Annotated in this window: 21 protein-coding genes, 1 tRNA gene and 2 pseudogenes; 13 read left to right on the top strand and 11 right to left on the bottom strand. The window is 58.0% G+C overall.

What is annotated here, in order from left to right:
* Positions 1-6 precede the first annotated feature (6 nt).
* From QE432_RS10460 to QE432_RS10440, 5 genes are read left to right on the top strand one after another with little or no spacing between them, the layout of a single operon-like run.
* Positions 7-1,422: an MFS transporter gene (locus tag QE432_RS10460; RefSeq protein WP_306624126.1), complete on the top strand. Its 1,416-nt coding sequence runs from the start codon at positions 7-9 to the stop codon at positions 1,420-1,422.
* Between the two features lie 43 nt (positions 1,423-1,465).
* Entirely contained in the window at positions 1,466-1,942 is a 477-nt protein-coding gene (locus QE432_RS10455; RefSeq protein ID WP_306624124.1) for a nuclear transport factor 2 family protein, read from the top strand.
* A gap of 10 nt (positions 1,943-1,952) precedes the next feature.
* Complete coding sequence (locus QE432_RS10450; protein WP_306624122.1) at positions 1,953-2,681, top strand: SDR family oxidoreductase; 729 nt, start codon at positions 1,953-1,955, stop codon at positions 2,679-2,681.
* A 38-nt stretch (positions 2,682-2,719) separates the two neighbouring features.
* Positions 2,720-3,202, top strand: coding sequence for a nuclear transport factor 2 family protein (locus QE432_RS10445; protein WP_306624121.1), 483 nt, complete (start codon positions 2,720-2,722; stop codon positions 3,200-3,202).
* 10 nt (positions 3,203-3,212) lie between these two features.
* On the top strand, positions 3,213-3,941 hold the full coding sequence (locus tag QE432_RS10440) for an SDR family oxidoreductase (RefSeq protein WP_306624119.1): 729 nt from the start codon (positions 3,213-3,215) through the stop codon (positions 3,939-3,941).
* 96 nt (positions 3,942-4,037) lie between these two features.
* Here QE432_RS10440 and QE432_RS10435 read toward each other — a convergent pair whose 3' ends face one another.
* Positions 4,038-5,225, bottom strand: coding sequence for a lysozyme inhibitor LprI family protein (locus tag QE432_RS10435; RefSeq protein WP_306624117.1), 1,188 nt, complete (start codon positions 5,223-5,225; stop codon positions 4,038-4,040).
* 689 nt (positions 5,226-5,914) lie between these two features.
* Here QE432_RS10435 and QE432_RS10430 point away from each other — a divergent pair.
* Positions 5,915-6,118: pseudogene (locus tag QE432_RS10430) on the top strand (damage-inducible mutagenesis protein); the annotation flags it as partial.
* Between the two features lie 918 nt (positions 6,119-7,036).
* Here the strand turns inward: QE432_RS10430 and QE432_RS10425 are convergent.
* Positions 7,037-7,113: transfer RNA gene (locus tag QE432_RS10425), tRNA-Arg, on the bottom strand.
* A gap of 522 nt (positions 7,114-7,635) precedes the next feature.
* On the opposite strand from QE432_RS10425, the gene QE432_RS10420 reads away from it, so the two are divergent.
* Positions 7,636-8,142, top strand: coding sequence for a MarR family winged helix-turn-helix transcriptional regulator (locus QE432_RS10420; protein WP_003513721.1), 507 nt, complete (start codon positions 7,636-7,638; stop codon positions 8,140-8,142).
* A gap of 194 nt (positions 8,143-8,336) precedes the next feature.
* Positions 8,337-8,615 carry a hypothetical protein gene (locus QE432_RS10415; RefSeq protein WP_019565143.1) on the top strand — a complete coding sequence of 93 codons (279 nt, stop codon included), beginning with the start codon at positions 8,337-8,339 and terminating at the stop codon, positions 8,613-8,615.
* 35 nt (positions 8,616-8,650) lie between these two features.
* Here the strand turns inward: QE432_RS10415 and QE432_RS10410 are convergent, their stop codons facing one another.
* Together QE432_RS10410 and QE432_RS10405 are read right to left on the bottom strand one after the other, a co-directional pair.
* A complete protein-coding gene (locus QE432_RS10410) occupies positions 8,651-9,127 on the bottom strand; it encodes a hypothetical protein (protein WP_065702267.1) in 477 nt (158 codons plus the stop codon).
* Positions 9,128-9,201: 74 nt separating this feature from the next.
* A complete protein-coding gene (locus QE432_RS10405; protein ID WP_003513718.1) occupies positions 9,202-10,206 on the bottom strand; it encodes a LysR family transcriptional regulator in 1,005 nt (334 codons plus the stop codon).
* Between the two features lie 254 nt (positions 10,207-10,460).
* Between QE432_RS10405 and chvE the strand changes: the two genes are divergently transcribed.
* The 4 genes from chvE to araD1 all read left to right on the top strand — a co-directional run bounded on the left by chvE (position 10,461) and on the right by araD1 (position 15,458).
* Positions 10,461-11,525 (top strand): sugar ABC transporter substrate-binding protein ChvE, encoded by a 1,065-nt coding sequence (gene chvE / locus QE432_RS10400; protein WP_003513717.1) that lies wholly within the window; start codon positions 10,461-10,463, stop codon positions 11,523-11,525.
* 90 nt (positions 11,526-11,615) lie between these two features.
* Positions 11,616-13,154, top strand: coding sequence for a sugar ABC transporter ATP-binding protein GguA (gene gguA, locus QE432_RS10395; RefSeq protein ID WP_003513716.1), 1,539 nt, complete (start codon positions 11,616-11,618; stop codon positions 13,152-13,154).
* Positions 13,151-14,347 carry a sugar ABC transporter permease GguB gene (gene gguB / locus QE432_RS10390; RefSeq protein WP_003513714.1) on the top strand — a complete coding sequence of 399 codons (1,197 nt, stop codon included), beginning with the start codon at positions 13,151-13,153 and terminating at the stop codon, positions 14,345-14,347. Before gguA ends, gguB begins: the two co-directional genes overlap by 4 nt.
* A gap of 115 nt (positions 14,348-14,462) precedes the next feature.
* Positions 14,463-15,458, top strand: a complete 996-nt coding sequence (gene araD1, locus QE432_RS10385; protein ID WP_111783628.1) for a 2-keto-3-deoxy-L-arabinonate dehydratase AraD1 — start codon at positions 14,463-14,465, stop codon at positions 15,456-15,458.
* Position 15,459: 1 nt separating this feature from the next.
* Here the strand turns inward: araD1 and QE432_RS10380 are convergent, their stop codons facing one another.
* The 7 genes from QE432_RS10380 to QE432_RS10350 all read right to left on the bottom strand — a co-directional run bounded on the left by QE432_RS10380 (position 15,460) and on the right by QE432_RS10350 (position 20,970).
* The gene (locus QE432_RS10380; protein WP_306624114.1) at positions 15,460-16,155 is read right to left on the bottom strand and encodes a histidine phosphatase family protein; all 696 of its coding nucleotides are present in this window, start codon (positions 16,153-16,155) and stop codon (positions 15,460-15,462) included.
* A gap of 24 nt (positions 16,156-16,179) precedes the next feature.
* On the bottom strand, positions 16,180-16,590 hold the full coding sequence (locus QE432_RS10375) for a VOC family protein (protein WP_097100731.1): 411 nt from the start codon (positions 16,588-16,590) through the stop codon (positions 16,180-16,182).
* 40 nt (positions 16,591-16,630) lie between these two features.
* A complete protein-coding gene (locus tag QE432_RS10370; RefSeq protein WP_025594245.1) occupies positions 16,631-17,095 on the bottom strand; it encodes a GNAT family N-acetyltransferase in 465 nt (154 codons plus the stop codon).
* 82 nt (positions 17,096-17,177) lie between these two features.
* Positions 17,178-17,774: a class I SAM-dependent methyltransferase gene (locus QE432_RS10365; RefSeq protein WP_306624111.1), complete on the bottom strand. Its 597-nt coding sequence runs from the start codon at positions 17,772-17,774 to the stop codon at positions 17,178-17,180.
* A 4-nt stretch (positions 17,775-17,778) separates the two neighbouring features.
* Entirely contained in the window at positions 17,779-18,594 is an 816-nt protein-coding gene (locus tag QE432_RS10360) for a transglutaminase family protein (RefSeq protein ID WP_306624109.1), read from the bottom strand.
* A 21-nt stretch (positions 18,595-18,615) separates the two neighbouring features.
* Positions 18,616-19,557 carry an alpha-E domain-containing protein gene (locus QE432_RS10355; RefSeq protein WP_003513700.1) on the bottom strand — a complete coding sequence of 314 codons (942 nt, stop codon included), beginning with the start codon at positions 19,555-19,557 and terminating at the stop codon, positions 18,616-18,618.
* A 3-nt stretch (positions 19,558-19,560) separates the two neighbouring features.
* Positions 19,561-20,970 carry a circularly permuted type 2 ATP-grasp protein gene (locus tag QE432_RS10350; RefSeq protein WP_003513699.1) on the bottom strand — a complete coding sequence of 470 codons (1,410 nt, stop codon included), beginning with the start codon at positions 20,968-20,970 and terminating at the stop codon, positions 19,561-19,563.
* Positions 20,971-21,453: 483 nt separating this feature from the next.
* Between QE432_RS10350 and QE432_RS10345 the strand changes: the two are divergent.
* Positions 21,454-22,351: pseudogene (locus tag QE432_RS10345) on the top strand (DMT family transporter).
* Positions 22,352-22,367 lie beyond the last annotated feature (16 nt).

The raw sequence follows: 22,367 nt of genomic DNA, 5'->3' as shown, positions 1-22,367 counted from the left end.
GGACCCGTGTCCTCGAATTCCGCACGACGTCGACCAGCGCTGGCGCTGGCGACGATCCTGACAGCGCAGCTCATGCTGACGATGGATTTTCTGATCGTTCTGGTCGCGCTACCCAAGATCCAGACAGAGCTCGGTTTTACCCCGGCCGGGCTTTCGTGGGTGCCGAACGCCTTCGCCTTGGCGTTCGGCGGCCTGCTCCTTCTCGGTGGTCGTCTCGGTGACATCTACGGGCAGGTGAAGGCCTTCAAGATCGGCATCGCCATCTTCGTCGCAGCATCGCTTCTCGGCGGGGTGGCAGGAACACCACTTCTCCTCATTGCCGCCCGTGTCCTTCAGGGCATAGGGGCCGCCCTCGCGGGGCCAAGCGTTCTCGCGCTGATCACGACGATGGCGCGGGATGAAACCGAGCGGAACCGTGGCCTCTCCCTGTTCATCTCAATATCGTCGGTCGGAGCGTCCGTCGGTCTTATCCTCGGAGGAGCCCTGACCGACCTGCTGTCGTGGCGCTGGTCGCTGCTCATCAATGTTCCGATCGGAGCGGTCGTCCTCGTTCTCATCGGGCGACTGGCCAAGGAAACGGAGCCGAAGCCGGCGCGGCTCGACATCGCGGGCGCGCTGACGGCGACACTCGGATCCGTCGCACTCGTCTACGCCTTCATCAGCGCGGCCGAGCATGGTTGGACGGCGGCGTCGACTGTCGTGTCCTTTGCCATCTCTGTCGGTCTTCTCGTCTCGTTCTTCCGGATCGAGACATGGGCCGCCGAACCTTTGCTCGATCTCTCGCTCCTGCAGAGCAGACCACGCCTCGGCGGACTGGCCGTGATGGCGATCATCGTCGGTATGCACTTCTCGATGCTGTTCCTGATCGTGCAGTACCTGCAGAAGGTCCTCGGCTTCGCGCCCCTTGCGGCTGGGCTCGCCTACTTGCCCCTGTCCGTCACCATATTCACGATTTCTCCCGCCATGCCACGCTTCATCGTCAGGTTCGGGCCGCGGCCGCTACTCGCCATCGGCGGCGTGCTGGTTGCCGCAAGCTTTGTTGGCTTTGCGATGCTCGACGCTGACAGCACCTACTTCCCTAATGTGCTTGTTCCGCTGGTCGGGCATGCCGTTGGCGTTGCCCTGATCTTCGCGCCGGGCACCGTCGCCATCATGGAAGGCGTCCCCCATGAGCACGCCGGGGCAGCGTCCGGACTGCTCCAGATGGACCAGCAGGTCGGTGGTGCGCTTGGCCTTGCAATCATCGCGGCCGTTTATGCCGGCAACGCAATGCCAGGTCAGTTCACGATCGGCCTCGGAACTGCCTTCGCCGTGGCCGCGGCGGTCTCGCTTCTGGCCACCCTCATCGCCATCCGGACGGTCCGCCGCAAGCGGCCTTCAACCGGCACTGAGATCCCAAAACCCCAAGCCGTTCACTTCTAAACCAAACGGAGCCCTTGGACCCGTCAATCACAAAGGAACTGACATGACCAATACAACCGACATCATCGCACGCCTCGACGCCGAAAGCGCAATCACGCGGCTGCTCTCGACCTACACGCATCTCCTTGACGACGGCAAGTTCGACAAGGTCGCCGAGCTGCTTCAGCACGCGACCATGGATATTCTCGGCGAAACCGCCAGCACCCGCGACGGCATCGAAAAGTACCTCGCAGCCGGGGTCCAGCGCCATGGGGACGGAACGCCGCGGACTTGGCATCAGATTTCCAACATCATCATCGACGTCGAAACCTCGGGCGAGAAGGCGACCTCCGTCTGTTACTTCACCGTCCATCAGGAGCTGGAAGGTTTCCCGCTGCAGCCAATCTGCACCGGTCGTTATGTCGATACGTTTGAGAAGCACGATGGCGAATGGCGTTTCGTATACCGCCTTCTGAAGCCACGCCACTTTGGTGATCTACATAATCACGTCGGCCAGCCGATCGACAAGTCGAAGGCGTGACGGGGCAGCTATGACCAATCAACCAAGAGCGCTAATTACCGGTGCCAACAAGGGCATCGGGCTCTCGATCGCAAAGGGCCTGGGCCAGCTTGGATATCAGGTCTGGATCGGGTCCCGCGATGCGGAGCGAGGCCGTATTGCCGTCGCTGAACTAGAGCAAGCGGGAATTGACGCGCGCGTGCTTCTGCTCGATGTAGCGGATCCCGGAAGCGTGGAAGCGGCCTCGTCGTTTCTGAACAGGCAGATCGATGCTCTCGACGTGTTGGTCAACAATGCCGGGATTGCCTTGGGTTTTTCGGAACCACCGAGCGAACAGTCGATGGACGAACTCAAGGCGGTCTACGAGGTCAACGTCTTCGGGCCGGTCCGAGTAACCCAGGCATTTCTGCCGCTTCTCAAGAAGGCGGAGGGCGCGCGCATTGTGATGATGAGCAGCGGTCTCGGGTCGCTCGGTCTCGTGACTGATCCCACGTCCATCTACTCGACGGCCAACCTGCTCGCCTACAATTCGTCGAAGACGGCGTTGAATGCGGTGAGCGTTGCCTTCGCCAAGGAGCTCGCGCCGTTCGGCATCAAGGTCAACGCGGTCGAGCCTGGCAGCGTCGCCACCGACCTCAACGGCAACAACGGCGCCCTGACCCCGGAAGAGGGGGCCGTCAGTGCGATCCGGCTAGCAACTATCGGCCCCGACGGTCCGACGGGCGGCTTCTTCGGACACGATGGCACCCAGCCCTGGTGACCGCACACGCCCGCTTCCATTAAAGAAAGGAAATTCTCATGGTCCAGAACCCATCAAAGGTCGACGTTATCGACCGCCTGAACGCCGAGAGCGAAATCAGCCGCCTCATCTCCAACTACGTCCACAACGTCGATGACGGCAAGATCGCAGAGAATGCCGAGCTGCTCGCTAACGCCCGGTTCACGGTCGGCGAGACCGTTGTTCACGGCCGAGACGAGGTCGCGCTGTTCTTCAAGAACAATGTCCAGCATCACGAAGATGGAACGCCGAAAACCTGGCATGCAGTCTCGAATGTCATCATTGATGTGGACTCTGCAACGAGCGCGAAGGCGGTGAGCTATTTCACCGTCCATCAGGAGCTTCCAGGCCTGCCGCTTCAGCCGATCGTCACAGGCCGATATCTCGATACGTTCGAGTTCGTCGATGGCGAGTGGCGCTTCGCATCACGTTCCGTGCAGCCGCGACTTATTGGTGAGCTCGGCCACCATGTCGCCAAGCCTGCCGCCAGCTCTGAGAATTGAGGTTGCAAACATGACTGGGAAGAAGCAAGCGCTCGTAACAGGCGCGAACAAGGGCATTGGATTTGCCATCGCCAAAGGATTGGCCGAACAGGGCATGACTGTGTGGATGGGTGCCCGGGATCCCGAGCGTGGAGAGAAGGCGGTTGCACTGTTACGAGACGATGGTCTGGATGTCAGGCTACTCGTTATCGATGTCGCCGACGACACAAGTGTGAGACAAGCAGCCACTCGGCTCTCCGAGGAAATCGACGCCCTCCACGTCCTTGTCAACAATGCCGGGATCTTAGTCGATGTCACCACGCCCCCAAGCCAGATCACGATGGAGGCTATTAAATCGACCTTCGAAGTAAATCTCTTCGGCCCCATTCGCGTGACCCAGTCCTTCGTGCCTCTCCTTAAGGCCGCCGACGAGGCGCGTATCGTCATGATGGGAAGTGGTGTGGGTTCACTGACCCTGATAACCGATCCGACGTCGCTTTATTCGAGCGTCAATTTGCTCGACTATACCGCCTCCAAAGTTGCTCTCAGCGCGGTTACGGTTTCGTTCGCGAAGGAACTCGCGCCATTCGGCATAAAGGTCAACGTCGTCGAACCTGGCCATGTGCGGACGGATCTCAACAAGAACACCGGGTTTATTTCGCCTGAAGAGGGGGCTTTGACAGCGATCAGGATGGCCTTGATCGGAAACGATGGCCCTACAGGCGGCTTCTTCGGAAGCCATAGTCGTCAGCCGTGGTGATGCATTTGCAATGATGACGAAGATAGGGCCGCGAGGAAAGATCAAAACTTCATGGCGGTGACGACGACTGGCCTAAATGCTATCGGCCGTCGTCTCTCAGCCCGGCAGATCAATGGCACGTAGTTCAATGAGCCGCTGATCGTAGACCGTATTGAGGCATCTCGCGTCACCGCCGCAATCATTGCGGTCCTTTAGCCAACTGCGCTGAACCTCAAGGAGACGCTTACGAACGGATTTCTCCACGTTGTTGCGAACCCACATGTAGATGGAATTCATGGCCCGATCCTTGGCCCATAATTCCGGCTGGCGGCACAACGACATTTCGGTAGGTGTCGTGGCGGAGGCGCACGAAAAGCTCGGCCCATGAATGCCCGTCTCCTGCCCTTGCCCGCGAAGGCTGGCCTCTGTCTCGATGCAGACCAGAAGCGCGCCCTTGTTATTCAGACCGGACTTCACGTCTTCAAGGCGCCGGGTCCACAAGTCGATCCACTTGTCGGAGCCGACGAGCTTGTTGCCCTCGGCAAAGATCTCCTCCTGAGAGCGTTTGACCGCTGCGGTGTCGGGCTGAAGAAATGGTGCGCACCTGGATTGAAGCAGGGAGAGCGAGACAAACCTGTCCGCATAGACGTCCACGGTGGGGGCTGCCGACGGGGTAGTGATGTTGGCCCCGTCGATCTTGTATGTCTCGATGCCAAGCATGCGCGCTCGACCCGGCGTGAGTAGTAGAAAATCGTTCGGTCCGGCCGCAGTGAAGTATCGGATGGCTTCTATCCGCAGACCAAGGTGGGTCAGATAAGAGCCGATCTCCGCATTGGCGATGCCGCTCTCACGATACTCACCATTCTCTTCCCGATAGGCGGCATGAAATCCGATCTGAGAGGTATCTGACATATACCGCCGGACACCTGACACCCAGATGAGCCCGCATGCAGAGAAGCATTCCTTATCCGCAGGCACCATCGTCGCAAAACCCTCGATCCGTATCGTCGCGCCAATGTGTAGTGCCTCCTTAACGAGGCCGCCTGGGCTTTGGAGAATGACAGATGCCCTGTTCACCCCACGGACGACTGTCTCGAACTTCTCCCCGTCACCTGCTTCTATCGGACCTCGTATGCTGACGAATGGAACCGCGATGCCCGGTAGATCGAACTTCTCGATTTCAGCCGCGCTCGCAGGTTCAACGCCACAGAGAAGCATTGCGGCCGGGAGAGTCAGCCATCCTATTCTGAACATTGCTGACACCCCCATGCCATCCGTGTTGAAACCCGCCTCGATTATGAGCATACGGCGAGACGTTTACCAATGTGCCCCTTAGTCGAGACAAGGGAACCGCGTCCCGCATCGATCCCCGTCCTCGCTGACCATTCGATCGAACCCCATCGCGGCGATCCGGCGCAGCCTCGCGAACGTGATAGCGGCGCCGTGCTTCTTCACAACTGCGGCCCGGTCAAGCGATCCACCGCGGCCGCACGCCCGGCATTCCGACTTTGATGACTGAATCGCGCACCTGACGCAGCGTAGCCGTCAGGTCGAGTGAAGAAGATTTCCGGCTCTGGTAAACCTCGTCATTTCCGACTTCGAAGCAACTGCTCTCGATTACGCCGTTCGGCAACACGCCGGCCGGCAATATTGGCTGGCTGAAAACCCGCCTTCCTGAGAGCCTCGGCAAGGGTCGGCTCCTTTCTGAAGAGCGAGGCGATACGCCGAAGGGTAGGAAACATGCTGCACCGCCCGGGATAGGGTTATGGGGCGGACGTCCGCCCGTTCTTGGGGCGCACAATATCCTGACAATAGACTGGTTCAAGGTCCTGATAGCCTCACTTCCTAACACCAACCATATTTTTTTCAATAAAGCCGGTGACTTATCCGATGTCCCAAGAGATCGGATTCACAACGAAAATCTCTGGATGCGCTAAAATTGTGAGATTGTATTCCTATTTTCACCCGCTTGACTCTGCTCTTATGGAAGGAACGGAGTGGCGGAAGGGACTGTCGACGGCGCGGCGGCCGCGTTGTTCGCGCCTGGGATCGCCGCTCGGACTAAGGTATCGATCATATGGTGTCTGATGAGGCCGGATCTATTCTTCCCGGCGCTGACTCAGGTCGCCCTGCATCCTGACCGCGTCATCTTCGTCGAGTCCGACAAGGAAGAAGATGTCGGTGCGAACATGCCGGACTTTGTTGTCGAAGTCGCTTGTCATACGAATAATGGAGACATGGACGCTCCGACACATACTTCAACAAGTACTCCCGAGCTACTCTTCCTTCACGCCCTGCCTCTCGACGACAGCATGTGGGACGAGCAGCGATCCAGCAAGTCAACGCAGGTCACGTATCCTATGGGCGTAGGATTCGTTTTCTGGTAGATCACCGCTCAAAATTGTCAACTATTATAGAACTCAATGGTGAATCCTGAGCGCCAACTCGATACCGACAGTACAGTTACTACTAACGCGAAATAATCTATGAATTACTTCAATAAAGTTTGAAGAAGCTTGTGCTTGATATGCTGGTTTGGACTGGAAATCCGGTTTAAAAGTATTGTCGGGGTGATTTTCTTTCTCACTCGATGTCGGCTTTCAGGGAAAATAGGCGGTTTCCAAAAATTAACCATAAAGTCGAGAAGTCGCGCGCTAAGCGATTTTTGACCGATTTTGCAGTTTTCGCGTATTGTCAACATTTGCAGCCGCATTGGGAAGGGCGTGTGGAGTCGAAACGCGTAGCATCCGAGGTTCCCAGAACTTCAGAAGACGCGATCCTGGGCGCGGTGGGGCGATCAAAGTGACCCATACAGTCATCGGGAGGTGCGCCGCGAGTGCGAGGCGGGAAGTGGAAAGTTTTGCTGAAGGTTGTCACCTGGCGGATTGTAACTACCCAGAGTGGACTCTTCTAAGGGCAAATCCGCGTTTCCCATGTCACAGTTCGCGTTATGTGGTAGCCAGCCCGCGTTTATGTGGCGACGTAGAATTTCGGCCGACGGAGATCCAAGGTATCCTGATTTGTCTGCCTAAATCAGATCGCAGTCCGCTCTTGTGCTGTGTAGCGTCCGGACTTAGCGTAACTAATCCGGACATATGGGCTACTCTAAAATAAAATGGCGCACCCGACAGGATTCGAACCTGTGACCTTTGGAATCGGAATCCAACACTCTATCCAGCTGAGCTACGGGTGCAGCGGTCACGCTTGAATCGCGTGCAGCGGTTGGTTCATACCCCAGCTTTCTTTCCGCATCAATGTCTAAAAATCAAAGATTTACGAAATGGGGCCTGTTTTCCGGTGTGGGGGAGAGCCTGGGTTGCTGCGAGGGCTGCTGTCTGCATGTTTGCGATAGCAGGGCGGTATGTTGTTTGCGGTATTGCGTTTCTTCCTGATAAGGCGTTTCCCTTTTAAGTAGTATTTTACGTCCGCATCCAGCGGCTGTCCTGGCACTTTTGTACACAGGCGGGTTGATTGTCGTATCGCCTTTCAAACAAGGCGGGGGAGATGGTTTTTGACCCTAAAAATCGGCGGGTAAATAATCATACTTTTCTTTTGCGCCCGATGGTGATTACGAGACAGGGGTTGTCGCAATGGGTATTAACTGTCAAATTATTATACAATATTAGTATCATCTACATTTATTTGGGATACAGTTTAGTCCTGTTGTCGGTTATCATTCCGGCAGGGTTAAGGAACGAATCAGGCGGGGGATCGGATGGCTTTGCAATTGGCACATAGCAACGGGCCACGGGCGGAAAAGGCCGAAAGCGGCGGCACGCAGGCGGAACATTTAAACGCTATCGACTATGGATTGTTGACGACCGCGATCGGTTATCATTTGAGGCACTCGCAACTTGCCGTGGCAAACGGCTTTTCCGACGTGCTGGCGGAGATGGGATTGCGGCCGGCCGATTTTTCCGTTCTCGTCATAGTCGGCGGCAATCCGGGCCTCAAGCAGAGCGATGTGGCCGAGGCACTTGGCATACAGCGTGCCAATTTCGTCGCGATCGTCGATAGCATGGAAAGCAAGGGATTGCTTGTCCGCCGCAGGTCGGAAGAGGACAGGCGCGTTCATTTCCTCGACATGACGGATGAGGGCAGCAGCCTTCTTGAGCGCCTTTCCGATGCATGGCGTGACCGCGAGGAAAAGCTGATCGACCGGATCGGCGGCAAAAAAGCCCGTGACCAGCTGCTGGCCCTGCTTGGACGCCTGCGGGACTGAGCGGTAGCGGTATCGGCCAAGCCGGTCGGCAATCCCCCTGCCTCTCCCTTTCACGAGGGTCTGATTGGTAGCGGGTCGATTTGCGTTGCAATTTTCCTGCGAAACGGCCAAGACGCCTTGGACGTGCGTACGCCTTTGGCGCTCGTCATGCCGCAACTGCGCAATGTTCTGGAAAGACCCGAAACGGGAACGCCATGCTGATTATCGATACGAGCCATCCGCTTTATCGCCGCTTGTGGGTCAGATTGCTCATCGTCGGCTTTTGCGCCGCCTGGTCCGTCATCGAATTCGTCAATCGCGAATTTTTCTGGGGAACGGTTGTCGGCGGCGTGGCGGTCTATGCGGCCTATGAGTTGTTGCTGAAGTTCAAGCCCGCCAGCGAGGAGAACGCTGGAGGCAAGGCTGACGCGGCCAGGGACGATTCAGACGAGCCAGTGGAAAGCGCACCCACGGATAGAAACGACGCCGGCTGAGGCGAGCTTTCCGGGCGTAAAACCGCTACCTGCCTCTATTGGAAATGTTCGCGGGTTCGCAGCATCCGGATCGCCTGGTCAATCAGGAGATTTGCCGCTGTCATGCGCAGCGTCGCATTGTGCCGGAATTCCGGTCTCACTCCGTCGGGATGATTGAGCCTTGCGAAGGCGCGGCGCTTTTCCGCAAGCGTTACGGCGGTGTCGGTTTCATGGATGGCCAGCTCTGCTGAAACATCCGCGAGCGAGGTCTTTTCGAGATGGGCCGGCATAGGTTCGGGTTGGGGTTCCGGCTGGGGCTCGGCAAGCGCAACGGGCTCCGGCAGAAAGGCCAGATAGGCGTCGAGACTGGCGTTTCCCGGTTGCGGTGCATCCGGATAGGTATCCACGACGAAGCCAGAGCTGAAACCCACAATACGATGACCGGTGGGCGGCGTCGGCTCCGCGCTCTCGTCTTCTTTTTCCTGTCTCAGTCTTTCAACGACCGACTCGAAGACGGATTGTCCGAAAAGCATGCGGCTATTCCCTGGGCAAGTCCCGATAAATCCGGCCTCTATATACAATGAAGTTGGCGTCTGGCTTGCCTTCCTCAAAAGCCCGTCAGTTTGCGGCTTTCATCCAGAACCAGATCGTAGAGCAGCCGGGCGCTGGGCGGCAAAACGCGGCCTTTGGTGGTGATGATGCTGTAGGGCTTGACGACAAGCTCGAAATCCGTCGGCAGGATGCGGGTGCGGCCGATATCGGCCTGCTGACCGGCCACGAACTCGGCCATGTCCTGCGCGATTGGCGCAATTGCATCCGTGTTGCAGATAAGGGCAAGCGTCAGCACCACGGATGGCGTGTTGATGACGTTGCGCGGCATGGCGACGCCGTGAGTAAGGAATACGTCTTCCATCGTTCTGCGCAAAAGCGCGCCGGGCGGCTGGAAGACCCAGTCGTAACCGGACAGATCCTGCAATGTCACGGGCTCGCCGTGGAGCAGGGGATGGCCCTCGCGAACCACCAGGCAGGCGCGCTCGATGCCAATTTCATGGATGGAGAACAGGCCGGGGTCGAAATCATCGGGGATGCGGCCGATGATGAAATCGTGACGTGCGGCCAGAAGTTCCCGCGCCAGCACGTTGCTACTTTCCACCTGCACGTTGATCTCGATACCGGGATAGGTGTCCATCGCCCGTCTTATGGCGGGCACGACCAGGCTGATGGCCGGCGCGGTGACGGCGCCGATATAAACCGATCCGCCGCTGCCGGATTTCATCTGGTTGAGTTCGCGGCTCGCCTCACGCAGCTCCAGCAATATGGTGCGGGCGCGCCGCGCCAGCGCCTCGCCGAACTTGGTCAGCACCACACCACGCGACGCTCTCTGACAGAGCGGGCTTTTGACGATTGCTTCCATTTCCGAGAGCATGCGCGATGCCGCCGGCTGCGTCATGTTCATGGCGGCGGCGGCAGCGCTGACCTGCCCGTGCTCCTCGATCATGACCAGCATGCGCAGGTGGCTCATCTTCAAGCCGGCGCGCAGCAAAGGGTTGTCTTCGAAGACGAAGAGCGCATCCGCTGTTTGCGTCTGCTCATACACTTTTTGGTTGCTCATTCGCCGGTTTATACCCCTCAATGGTTATTGTATCGATTTAATATATCATAATTGATATACGTAAACTGATTTATTCTATTTGACAGTTATATGGATTCAGAACAATTTGCGGAATGCCGGGGAGGAGCGGCATCTGTTCCATTTCGCAGTTGCGAGATCGGAACGGGCGCAATGCGGCTTCTTCCTCTGATGGCATGAATTTTATGGTGCAACGCAACAAGCGGGTACCAAAGAGGGTTCAAGGGAGAGAGTTAATGAAGTCCATTATTTCGCTGATGGCGGCTTGTGCCATCGGTGCTGCTTCCTTTGCAGCGCCGGCTTTTGCGCAGGACAAGGGTTCTGTCGGTATCGCCATGCCGACAAAGTCTTCCGCGCGCTGGATCGATGACGGCAACAATATCGTCAAGCAGCTGCAGGAAGCCGGTTACACGACCGATCTGCAATACGCCGACGACGATATTCCGAATCAGCTTTCCCAGATCGAAAACATGGTCACCAAGGGCGTTAAGGTTCTCGTGATTGCTTCGATCGACGGCACGACCCTGTCGGACGTTCTGAAGCAGGCTGGTCAGCAGGGCATCAAGGTCATCGCTTATGACCGTCTCATCCGCAACAGCGGCGACGTCAGCTACTACGCCACTTTCGACAACTTCCAGGTTGGCGTTCTGCAGGCAACTTCGATCGTCGACAAGCTTGGCCTGAAGGACGGCAAGGGTCCGTTTAACATCGAGCTGTTCGGCGGTTCTCCTGACGACAACAACGCCTTCTTCTTCTACGATGGCGCGATGTCGGTTCTGAAGCCTTACATCGACAGCGGCAAGCTGGTCGTAAAGTCGGGCCAGATGGGAATGGACAAGGTCGGTACGCTGCGTTGGGATCCGGCAACGGCCCAGGCTCGCATGGATAACCTCCTGTCGGCTTATTACACGGACGCGAAGGTTGACGCTGTTCTGTCGCCCTATGACGGTCTGTCCATCGGCATCATCTCCTCGCTGAAGGGCGTTGGTTATGGCACGAAGGACCAGCCGCTGCCGGTCGTTTCCGGTCAGGACGCTGAAGTTCCGTCGGTCAAGTCGATCATTGCTGGCGAACAGTATTCGACCATCTTCAAGGACACTCGCGAACTCGCGAAGGTTACTGTTGGCATGGTCAACGCCGTTCTGCAGGGCAAAGAGCCTGAGGTGAACGACACCAAGACCTATGAAAATGGCGTCAAGGTTGTTCCGTCCTACCTGCTCAAGCCGGTTGCCGTGACCAAGGACAACTACAAGCAGGTTCTCGTCGACGGTGGTTACTACACCGCAGACCAGCTGAAATAAGCCTGCAACACATGCGGGGATGGCTTGGCGCCGTCCCCGTTTTTCCATAAAAATAAAAACGCCTGAATTAATCGGGCGCTGGATTGCGATATGGCCAATACCATTCTCGAAATGCGGAACATCACCAAGACGTTTCCGGGCGTAAAAGCGCTTGAGAACGTCAACCTTAAGGTAAAGGAAGGTGAGATCCACGCGCTCGTTGGCGAGAACGGCGCTGGAAAGTCGACCTTGATGAAGGTCCTTTCCGGTGTTTATCCCGCTGGCACCTATGAGGGCGAGATCCACTATGAAGGTGCTGTGCGAAATTTTCGCGCCATCAACGACAGCGAAGATATTGGTATCATCATCATTCACCAGGAGCTTGCGCTTGTGCCGCTCCTGTCGATTGCCGAAAATATTTTCCTTGGCAACGAGGTCGCTTCGGGCGGCGTCATCAACTGGCAGCAGACCTTCAACCGTACCCGCGAACTTCTGAAGAAGGTGGGCCTGAAGGAATCGCCGGAGACGCTGATTACGGATATCGGCGTCGGCAAGCAGCAGCTGGTCGAAATCGCCAAGGCGTTGTCGAAGAGCGTGAAGCTTCTCATCCTTGATGAGCCGACCGCCTCGCTCAACGAGAGCGATTCCGAGGCTCTGCTCAACCTTTTGATCGAGTTCCGCAAGCAGGGCATGACGTCGATCATCATCACCCACAAGCTCAACGAAGTGCGCAAGGTGGCCGACCAGATCACCGTGCTGCGCGACGGCATGACGGTGAAGACGCTCGACTGTCATCAGGAAGAAATCAGCGAGGACGTCATCATCCGCAACATGGTGGGACGCGATCTCGAAGATCGTTATCCGCCGCGCGACGTGCCGATCGGCGAGACCATTCTCGAAGTGAAGAACTGGAACGCCTATCACCAGCAGCACCGCGACCGGAAGGTCCTGCACGACATCAACGTCACCGTGCGCAAGGGCGAAGTCGTCGGCATTGCCGGGCTGATGGGGGCAGGGCGCACGGAATTCGCCATGAGCGTGTTCGGCAAGTCCTACGGTCACAAGATCACCGGCGACGTTCTGATCGACGGCAAGCCCGTGGATGTCAGCACCGTGCGCAAGGCAATCGATGCCGGTCTCGCCTATGTGACCGAAGACCGCAAACATCTCGGTCTGGTGCTCAACGACAACATTCTGCACAACACCACGCTTGCCAATCTGGCCGGCGTGTCGAAGGCCAGCGTCATCGACGACATCAAGGAAATGAAGGTGGCGAGCGATTTCCGCACACGCCTTCGCATCCGCTCTTCGGGCATCTTTCAGGAAACGGTCAATCTTTCGGGCGGCAACCAGCAGAAGGTCGTGCTCTCCAAGTGGCTCTTCTCCAATCCTGATGTCCTGATCCTCGACGAGCCGACACGCGGTATCGACGTTGGCGCGAAATACGAAATCTACACCATCATCAACCAGCTCGCTGCCGACGGCAAAGGCGTTCTGATGATCTCATCGGAAATGCCTGAATTGCTCGGCAATTGCGACCGCATCTACGTCATGAACGAAGGCCGCATCGTCGCTGAATTGCCGAAGGGAGAGGCGAGCCAGGAAAGCATCATGCGCGCTATCATGCGCTCAGGGGAGAAGAACTCATGAGTTCGGCAAACACCACAAACGAAGAAAGCAACGTCATCTCGGTCGGGTCGTATATTCGCTCCAATATCCGCGAATACGGCATGCTGATCGCGCTCGTCGCTATCATGGTTTTCTTCCAGTTCTACACCGGCGGCATTCTGTTCCGGCCCGTTAACCTGACCAACCTCATCCTGCAGAACTCGTTCATCGTCATCATGGCGCTTGGCATGCTGCTGGTCATCGTGGCCGGACATATCGACCTTTCGGTCGGTTCCATCGTCGCCTTCGTCGGCGCGATTGCGGCCATATTGACCGTGCAGTGGGGCATGAACCCGTTTCTCGCGGCGCTGATTTGTCTTGTCATCGGCGGCATCATCGGTGCTGCCCAGGGTTACTGGATCGCCTATCATCGCATCCCGTCGTTCATCGTGACGCTGGCGGGCATGCTTGTGTTCCGCGGCCTCACGCTTTTTGTGCTCGGCGGCAAGAACATCGGCCCGTTCCCGACGGATTTCCAGATCATCAGCACCGGCTTCCTGCCTGATATCGGTGGCATCGAAGGTCTGAACACGACGTCGATGATCCTGACATTGGTGATTACGGTCGTGCTGTTCTATCTGGCGTGGCGCCGTCGCGTGGTGAACGTGAAGCACGGCATTGACGTGGAGCCGTTCGGTTTCTTCATTGTGCAGAACCTGCTCATCTCAGGCGCTATTCTGTTCCTTGGCTACCAGCTGTCCACCTATCGTGGCCTGCCGAACGTCCTGATCGTGATGCTGGTTCTGATTGCGCTTTACAGCTTCGTGACGCGCCGCACGACCATTGGCCGCCGCGTTTACGCCATGGGCGGCAACGAGAAGGCGACCAAGCTTTCCGGTATCAACACCGAACGCCTGAGCTTCCTAACCTTCGTCAACATGGGTGTACTGGCCGGTCTGGCCGGCATGATCATCGCGACACGCCTCAACTCGGCAACGCCGAAGGCAGGCGTTGGCTTCGAGCTTGATGTGATCGCGGCCTGCTTCATTGGCGGTGCTTCGGCCTCCGGCGGCGTTGGCAAGATCACCGGTGCTGTTATCGGTGCCTTCATCATGGGCGTCATGAACAACGGCATGTCGATCGTCGGCCTCGGCATCGACTTCCAGCAAATGGTCAAGGGCCTCGTGCTGCTCGCTGCCGTGTTCTTCGACGTCTACAACAAGAACAAGGGCTGATTGCCCAGCCAATATAGCAAGTCAAAAAAGTGGCCGGTTTCCGGCCACTTTCATAAGGTGAAGGCGCAACGCGCCGAAGAAGATAAGGCGCGTTGCGCCGCAGGAAGGAAATCCCGTGCTCATTTCACAGATCAAGGATGCCAGTGGCAAAATCACCGTCGCCGTTCGCGAAGAAGGCGGACAGGCGCACGCCGTCAACGGCGCTCAATCGGTTTACGCGCTGGCCATGGAAGCTGCCAATAGTGGCAAGAGCCTTGCCGATGTTGTGTCCGCCCATGGTCTCGGCGATGCCGTCGATCTTGAAAAGGCTTACGCTGAAGGTCGCTTTCTGCCGCCGATCACCCATCCCGATCCGGCGCATCTGCATCTGACAGGCACGGGCCTGACCCATCTCGGCTCTGCTGCTACCCGCGACAGCATGCACAAGAAGACCACGGAAGCCGCCGAGGAAAGCCTGACGGATTCCATGAAGATGTTCCGCATGGGTCTGGAAAATGGCAAGCCGAAGGCTGGCGAAAAGGGCGTTCAACCCGAGTGGTTCTACAAGGGCAACGGCTATGTCGCAGCGGCACCCGGTGCTGCTCTCACCTCTCCGTCCTTCGCGCTTGATGGCGGCGAAGAGCCGGAAATGGCCGGCATCTACGTGATCTCCGACAAGGGCGAACCCGTGCGCATCGGCTTTGCCGTGTCGAACGAATTTTCCGATCACGTCACCGAGCGGATCAACTATCTCTACCTCGCCCATTCGAAGTTGCGCCCGGCAAGCTTCGGCCCGGAAATCCGCGTCGGCGTTGCACCGTCGGATATTCGCGGCACCTCGCGCATCCGTCGTGGCGACAAGGTCATTTTCGAAAAGCCGTTTGTTTCGGGTGAGGACAACATGTCCCACACCTTCGCGAACCTCGAATATCACCACTTCAAATACGGCCTGTTCCGCGCACCTGGTGACGTCCATGTGCACATGTTCGGTACCGCGACGCTCTCTTTCGCGGAGGGCATCAAGCCGGAAGCGGGTGACGTGTTCGAGATCGAGGCCGCTGGTTTCGGCCTGCCGCTGAGGAACCCGCTTGCGGTTAATGCGGAAGAAGAAATCACGGTTCGGCAGATCTGATCTACCTGGGCTGCACGTTAAACGGTTGAGGGAGGGGGTCGCTCAGTGTCCCCCCTCTCGACGTCATCCCCGGGTTTGTCTTCAGGTGGGACACATCCGCCAAAGCGATAACGCCGCGGTTTTGCCAGTAATCGTCTTGTCTTAGGTGCGTAATGCTGCCGGAAGACGCCGGAAAGCTGACATAACCGACGCTGTCGATCGGCATTTTGATCCATGCCGCGATGACGAAGGTAAGAGCGAAGCCATGGGTAACGATGATCTGCGTGGGGCAAGGACGCGATATAATCGTGTCCAAGGCGCGGTACACTCTTTCGGCCAACTCTCGTCTCGTTTCGCCATCAGCAATTCCGCCACGATGATCCATCCGGTCGTGATGGGGGGCCGGTATCTGACGGGCGTCGAGCCATTCCTGCGGCATACCACCCGCCGAACCGTAGCTGATTTCCCGCAGGCCATCCGTGGTTTCAAAAGGGGACTTGAGGTGTTCAGCAATGATTGCCGCAGTCTGGGAGGCCCGCAGAAGATCGGAACTGAAGATTTCGACTGATGCGTTGCCGATCAAGGCCACAAGTTTCTCGGCCGTCGCCTGCGCATCGGCTCTTCCCTTGGGTGTCAGTTCGGTATCATACCAGCCACCAACCTTGTTCTCGACATGATGGACGGACTGGGTGTGCGTGACGACAAAAATGTTCTTCATAGTGTTCTTCCGGGTAGCTGGGGCTTACTCGAACCCCCACAGCCTGCCTTCGCCCACCTCCACGGAATTGCCGGCCGGGTCGCGGATGTAGACGGAATAGCTGTCATTCGGCCAGCGGTGATAGTGTTCGATGGGAATTCCAAGCTCCTCGAAGCGTGCTTTCCAGTCGTCCACTTCCGACTTGTCTTTCGCATAAAAACAGAAATGGCCTTGTCCGGTGGCGCCGTGGCGCGGGATCGGATTGTCGGGGGTGGCCGTGCGCGATTGTTGCGGATCGAAGACCAGCAGCATCTGCCGGCCACATTTGAAGAACACGAACTGGCCCGGCAGCCTGCGCACCACCTCCAGCCCGAAGACATCGCGATAAAAGGCCTCGGCGGCGTCGAGATCGTCGGCGTAGATCGCCGTTTCCATAAGGGCGGCTGGCGGTTTCATGGTTCCTCCCCGATGTCCGGCAACGGATATAGCGGACAGTCTATGTTTTCGTGCTGTAGGTCAGCACCGTCAGGTCGTGCTTGCCAACACCACGTTCCAGAACGGTCCAGCCGCAGTTCGTATAATAGGTTTCGAGACGGCGCCGGCAGCACAGGTAGCTGGTGTCGTGACCAAGTTCGGCGGCCCGTTGTGTTGCGGCCTGCATGAGCGCCCGGGCGACACCTGAGCGTCTGCTGTTTTCCTCCACCCAGAGTGCGGCAACCCATGGCAGATATTGTGGCCGCTCCTCCAGATCGCAGTGGATAAGGAAGGCGGAGCCGACGTAACCCTTGTCGTCATGGGCGACGAAGCCGGTTGGCAGGGCATGGGGGTTCACCATATCCTTCAGATGTTCAGCCACATCGCCGACCTGGAGGCCACTATCCTGCCACCATGCCGTCCAGACCCGTTCCGCAATGATGGGTCCATGGGACTGGCAGTCGCGATAGTCGGAAATACTGTACAAAAAGCCCTCTCCCTGATCGGTTGCTGCGGCGATTTAACCGGTCACGGCGGGCTTTCGCAACCCACAGGTTGTTGAAAGCGGATCAGGGTTTCGTTGCCGTCACATGCAGCCAGTCGGTCGGCAGCTTGTCGTAACCGCTGCCGTGCCGTGCTTCTATCTCCACGCCTGCCCAGGCGAAATGCCCGTACAGGTCCTCAAGCCAGGTTTTCGAAGGATAGTTGTAATAGCGGCCGAACGTGTCGCGGCCTTCCGCTTCCCCGGCCTTGAAGCTGGCGTAAAAAACACCGCCCTGTTTCAGCGCCGTATGGATGCGGCGGATGATGCCGGAAAGAGCGGGGCGGGGGACATGCAACAGGCAGGCATTGGCCCACACGCCGTCATAAGTCTCCACGTCGCCGATATCTTCGAAAAGCAATGTTGCGACGGGAATGCCGAGCCGCGTTTCGGCCGCCTTGGCGATTTCGGGTGTGCCGTCCGTCGGGCGCACGTCGAAGCCTGCAGCGAGCATGAATTCACTGTCCTGCCCGCCACCGCACCCCAGTTCGAGGATGGTCGCGCCTTTGGGCAGGCGCGACATGAATTTTTCCAGATGGGGAAGGTCCGCCGTCTGCCCTCTCGACGTATAGACTTCGGCATTATCCGTATAAAAGCCGATCGTTTCGTCGTCTCTGCCGGCCATTGTCTCAGCTTTGCGATTGGCTCTGCGATTGCTGCACGGTCACCGAAACGTTCAGTGTTTCGCCGGCTGGGCCGATCCGCATGCCCGATATCGGCGCGCAGTCGCGGTAGCAGAGGCCAAGGGCAATGCGCACGTAGCGATCGTCAGGGCAGATATTATTGGCGGCGTCAAAGCCAACCCAGCCGAGCCCCTGCAGATGCACCTCGGCCCAGGCATGGGTTGCCGTCTGCTCCGCCACGTCTTCCATCATCAGATAACCGGAAACATAGCGGGCGGGCAGGCCCATCAGCCGGGCGGCGGAAATGAGGATATGGGCATGGTCCTGGCAGACGCCCTTGCCGGCTTCGAGTGCCAGTTCGGCGGTGGTTTCGGTGTCGGTCGAACCCGGCACATATTCCACCTTGCTGTTGATCTTCTCCATCAGGTCGTGCAGGCGCTCGAGCTCGCTGTTGCCGGTGCTGGCCTTCGCCAGTTCGCGCACGAGTTTGCCGGGCTTCGTCAGCGGCGTCTCGCGCAGGAACAGCCATAGCGGCGCACTGCCGGTATGGGGGCCGACCATGCCGGCCCTGTCTTCGGTTATGACGAGGCCACCAGCCACGACCTTGACCCTGCGTTGCGGGCCTTCGGTCTCGACCAATGCGACACGGTTGCTGAAATGGTCGTCGTAGCTCACTTCGACGGTGGCGCCGTCGACCGATACATCCCAGTCCTCCACCGTCTGGCACGGGCCGGTCTGTGGCGTCAGGCGCAGCCGCTGCAATGCATAAGGCATCGGCTCGTCATAGACATATTCGGTCGTATGGGTGATTTTCAGACGCATAAGCTGTCCCCGTCCACGCGCTTACAGATAAAAGCGGTAGCCTTCCATGATTTCCTGCCCCAACTGCCCGTTCCGGTTGACAAATCTCTCCAGAAACTCGTGCAGGCCTTCATCCATGACGCGATCGATCGTCGTCTTGCGCAGACTGTCGCGAATGCTTTCCGCCGTTTCATGCGCCTTGTGCTTTTCACCGTAATCCTCAGCTATGTAATTGAGGTTGCTGGTTATCTTCTCGTAGCAATAGGCGAGGGAGCGCGGCATGCGGCCGTTGAGAATGAGGAAGTCGGCAATGTTGGCGGGCTTGTATTCCGCATCATAGACCCAGCCATAGGAGCGGTGCGCCGAGACCGAGCGCAGGATGGATTCCCATTGGGCATTGTCCAGCGAGGAGCCGACATGCGCCACGGCCGGCAGCAGCACGTAATATTTTACGTCGAGAATGCGGGCGGTGTTGTCGGCGCGCTCGATGAAGGTGCCGATGCGGGAGAAATTATAGAGATCGTTGCGCAGCATCGAGCCGTGGAAGGCGCCGCGCACCAGACCGGCGCGATGCTTGATGACATCGATGGTCTGCGGCAGTTCGGCATGGCTGAGCTTGCGGCCGAGGATGTTCTTCAGCTCGATCCAGAATTCGTTGGTAGCTTCCCATGTCTCGCGCGTCAGCGCGGTGCGCACCATGCGGGCATTGTTGCGGCCTGCCTCGATGCAGGACATGACGCTCGAAGGGTTTGCCTTGTCCCGCAGGAGATAATCGATCGCATTGGCCGCCGTCACCTTCTCGCGCGTTTCGAGAAAGGCTTCGTGCACGCCGGCACTCTGCAACACGCCGTCCCAGTCCTCATCGCCGCTGCCGCTGCGCGTCAGGGAAACGCGCAGGCCAGCATCGATAAGCCGGGCGATGTTTTCAGCGCGCTCAATATACCGGAACATCCAGTAGAGCCCGTTTGCCGTTCTGCCCAGCATGGCTTAGTCCTCCAGTACCCATGTATCCTTGGTGCCGCCGCCCTGGCTGGAATTGACCACCAGCGAGCCCTGCTTGAGGGCAACACGGGTCAGTCCGCCGGGAATGATCTTCACCTTGTCTGAAACCAGCACATAAGGACGCAGATCGACATGGCGCGGCGCGATGCCGTTTTTCACCATGATCGGCACGGTGGAAAGCGACAGCGTGGGCTGCGCGATGTAATTGGAGGGGCGGGCTTTCAGCTTTTCGGCAAAAAGCGCCCGTTCCTTTTTCGACGCGGTGGGGCCGACCAGCATGCCGTAACCGCCCGAACCATGAACTTCCTTGACAACCAGTTCGGCAAGGTTGTCGAGAACGTATTTCAGACTGTCCGGCTCCGAACAGCGCCATGTCGGCACGTTTTCCAGAAGCGGCTTGCGGCCGGTGTAGAACTCGACGATCTCAGGCATGTAGGAATAGATTGCCTTGTCGTCGGAAATGCCGGTGCCCGGCGCATTGGCGATGGTGATGTTGCCGGCGCGGTAGACATCCATGATGCCGGGTACGCCGAGCGCCGAATCCGGCCGGAAGGTGAGCGGATCAAGGAAGTCGTCGTCGACGCGGCGGTAAAGCACGTCGATGGCCTCGTAGCCACGGGTAGTGCGCATCTTGACCTTGCCGTCCATGACGCGCAGGTCGGACCCTTCCACCAGCTCCACGCCCATCATGTCGGCCAGGAAGGAATGTTCGTAATAGGCGGAATTGTAGATGCCGGGGGTCAGCACCGCGACGCGCGGCTTGCCGGTGCAGCCGGGGGGTGCAAGCGAGGCGAGCGATTGGCGCAGCTGATAGGGGTAGTCCTCCACCCGCTGTACCCGGTTTTCATGGAAGAGTTCCGGGAACATCTGCATCATCGTTTCACGGTTTTCCAGCATGTAGCTGACACCTGAAGGCGTGCGGGCGTTGTCTTCCAGAACATAGAACTGGTCTTCGCCGGTGCGGACGATATCCGTGCCGACAATGTGGGTATAAACGCCGCCGGGTGGCGTGAAACCGATCATTTCCGGGAGGAATGCGACGTTCTTCTCAATGATTTCGCGGGGAATGCGCCCGGCGCGAATGATTTCCTGCTTGTGGTAGATATCGTCGAGGAAAGCGTTGAGAGCGAGAACGCGCTGTTCGATACCCTGGGCCAGTTTGCGCCACTCGCGCCCGGAAATGATGCGCGGAATGATATCGAAGGGGATCAGTTTTTCTGAACTGTCGGCGTGGCCGTAGACTGCGAAAGTAATGCCGGTTTTTCGAAAGATGTTTTCCGCGTCTTTAGACTTCTGGATCAGGTGTGCCCTGTCCTGCCGGCTGTACCACTCGTTATAGTTTTCATATGGGCTTCGCGGCGCGTTGTCCGCATTTATCATTTCGTCAAATGCCAACTTCGATGTCCCCTTTTTTGCCATATGAATACAACGACAAATGCAATGCAAGAACTATGCGGAGGCCTCCGTGAAGATTTTTTACCGCCCTAGAGTTTTAAAAAAGAAGCGTTTTTTCGCTTTCAGCCTATAAATGCGGCATTGGCAAATTGGTTGCAGGGCAAGGTGGGGCGGAACGGGGTGGTGGCACTGTGTGCGCCGTGGGCGAATGCACAAATTTTGTTCGTTCGCTTTCGGTTGATGGGTTTTGGGTGTGGCATCAGAAAATCTGAAAGATGCGATCACCAAAACACTTTTGACCTTTTGCGGGGATGGGGATACCGGCTAGCTTGGACGGCTGTGTTTCGCCAAGGGGAGCGCGCCGAGATTCGGCCGGGTTATTGACCGGTTGCTTCAAGTCGTAAAAATGTCAATTCGCCGCATGCCTTATGTCCCGGGCCTATGTCCGGTTGCGGGGCATCACGCGGCACAGGGGAAGTTCCCATGTCGCTCGACCGTCTGGCTCCGGCCATCTTCGTCTTTCTCTGGTCGACCGGCTGGGTCACCGCGAAATATGCCGTTTATTATACCGGTCCGCTGACCTTCCTCTGTCTGCGTTACCTGTTGGCGGGGTGCCATATTGTGGGCGATCTGCCGGTTTTCCTCCATTCAATGGCCTGAACGGCGCATCGATGTTTTCCGGGCAATCTTGTCCGGCGTGTTCCTGCACGGCCTTTACCTTGGCATGATCTGGTGGGCGATAGGGCAGGGCGTGCCGGCGGCGATCGGCGGCATTATTGCCGGTTTGCAGCCGTTGATGACGGCGGTTGCCGCCCGTTACATGATCGGCGAAAAGATCTCTCCGGTGCAGCGTGCCGGCTTGCTTCTCGGCTTTGTCGGCATTGCCATCGCCGTGCTGCCGAAGGTCATGGCGTCGGGCGCGCTCGGCCTTTCCGTGCCGCTTTATGCCGTGGCGGTGAATGTGCTGGGCATGACGTCCGTGACCTATGGCACCCTCTACCAGAAGAAATACGTCCATGGCGGAAACATCATGGCGGTAGCCACGCTGCAATATGTCGGCGCCCTCATCGTCACCGTTCCCTTCGCGCTGTTGCTGGAGGATGGTCATGTGGACTGGAGCCTCGGGCTTGCCGCCACGCTCGTCTGGTCGGTAGGCGCGATCTCCATCGGTGCGGTGGCCCTGCTGCTCTATCTTATCCGGCGCGGGCAGGTCTCGCGCGCTGCCTCGCTGATCTATCTCGTGCCGCCGCTTGCCGCCGTGGAAGCGGCCCTGCTTTTCGGGGAAACGCTGACGCCGGCCATGATTGCCGGCACGGTCCTGGCGGTAACGGGTGTGTATCTGGCCAACCGCCGGCCCGCAGCGACGGTTGAGGCACGTTAATTCCTACAACCTCATA

Source organism: Agrobacterium sp. SORGH_AS_0745 (genome assembly GCF_030818995.1).
GTDB lineage: Bacteria > Pseudomonadota > Alphaproteobacteria > Rhizobiales > Rhizobiaceae > Agrobacterium > Agrobacterium tumefaciens.
The sequence above is the reverse complement of the archived record's forward strand: the minus strand, read 5'-3'. Positions and strand labels throughout refer to the sequence as shown.

What these genes read in the sequence shown, in the direction of transcription:
- QE432_RS10455 (WP_306624124.1), top strand. Translation starts at nt 1,466, where the DNA reads ATGACCAATACAACCGACATCATCGCACGCCTCGACGCCGAAAGCGCA.
- QE432_RS10450 (WP_306624122.1), top strand. Translation starts at nt 1,953, where the DNA reads ATGACCAATCAACCAAGAGCGCTAATTACCGGTGCCAACAAGGGCATC.
- QE432_RS10445 (WP_306624121.1), top strand. Translation starts at nt 2,720, where the DNA reads ATGGTCCAGAACCCATCAAAGGTCGACGTTATCGACCGCCTGAACGCC.
- QE432_RS10440 (WP_306624119.1), top strand. Translation starts at nt 3,213, where the DNA reads ATGACTGGGAAGAAGCAAGCGCTCGTAACAGGCGCGAACAAGGGCATT.
- QE432_RS10435 (WP_306624117.1), bottom strand. Translation starts at nt 5,225, where the DNA reads ATGCTCATAATCGAGGCGGGTTTCAACACGGATGGCATGGGGGTGTCA.
- QE432_RS10420 (WP_003513721.1), top strand. Translation starts at nt 7,636, where the DNA reads ATGGCTTTGCAATTGGCACATAGCAACGGGCCACGGGCGGAAAAGGCC.
- QE432_RS10415 (WP_019565143.1), top strand. Translation starts at nt 8,337, where the DNA reads ATGCTGATTATCGATACGAGCCATCCGCTTTATCGCCGCTTGTGGGTC.
- QE432_RS10410 (WP_065702267.1), bottom strand. Translation starts at nt 9,127, where the DNA reads ATGCTTTTCGGACAATCCGTCTTCGAGTCGGTCGTTGAAAGACTGAGA.
- QE432_RS10405 (WP_003513718.1), bottom strand. Translation starts at nt 10,206, where the DNA reads ATGAGCAACCAAAAAGTGTATGAGCAGACGCAAACAGCGGATGCGCTC.
- chvE (WP_003513717.1), top strand. Translation starts at nt 10,461, where the DNA reads ATGAAGTCCATTATTTCGCTGATGGCGGCTTGTGCCATCGGTGCTGCT.
- gguA (WP_003513716.1), top strand. Translation starts at nt 11,616, where the DNA reads ATGGCCAATACCATTCTCGAAATGCGGAACATCACCAAGACGTTTCCG.
- gguB (WP_003513714.1), top strand. Translation starts at nt 13,151, where the DNA reads ATGAGTTCGGCAAACACCACAAACGAAGAAAGCAACGTCATCTCGGTC.
- QE432_RS10380 (WP_306624114.1), bottom strand. Translation starts at nt 16,155, where the DNA reads ATGAAGAACATTTTTGTCGTCACGCACACCCAGTCCGTCCATCATGTC.
- QE432_RS10375 (WP_097100731.1), bottom strand. Translation starts at nt 16,590, where the DNA reads ATGAAACCGCCAGCCGCCCTTATGGAAACGGCGATCTACGCCGACGAT.
- QE432_RS10365 (WP_306624111.1), bottom strand. Translation starts at nt 17,774, where the DNA reads ATGGCCGGCAGAGACGACGAAACGATCGGCTTTTATACGGATAATGCC.
- QE432_RS10360 (WP_306624109.1), bottom strand. Translation starts at nt 18,594, where the DNA reads ATGCGTCTGAAAATCACCCATACGACCGAATATGTCTATGACGAGCCG.
- QE432_RS10355 (WP_003513700.1), bottom strand. Translation starts at nt 19,557, where the DNA reads ATGCTGGGCAGAACGGCAAACGGGCTCTACTGGATGTTCCGGTATATT.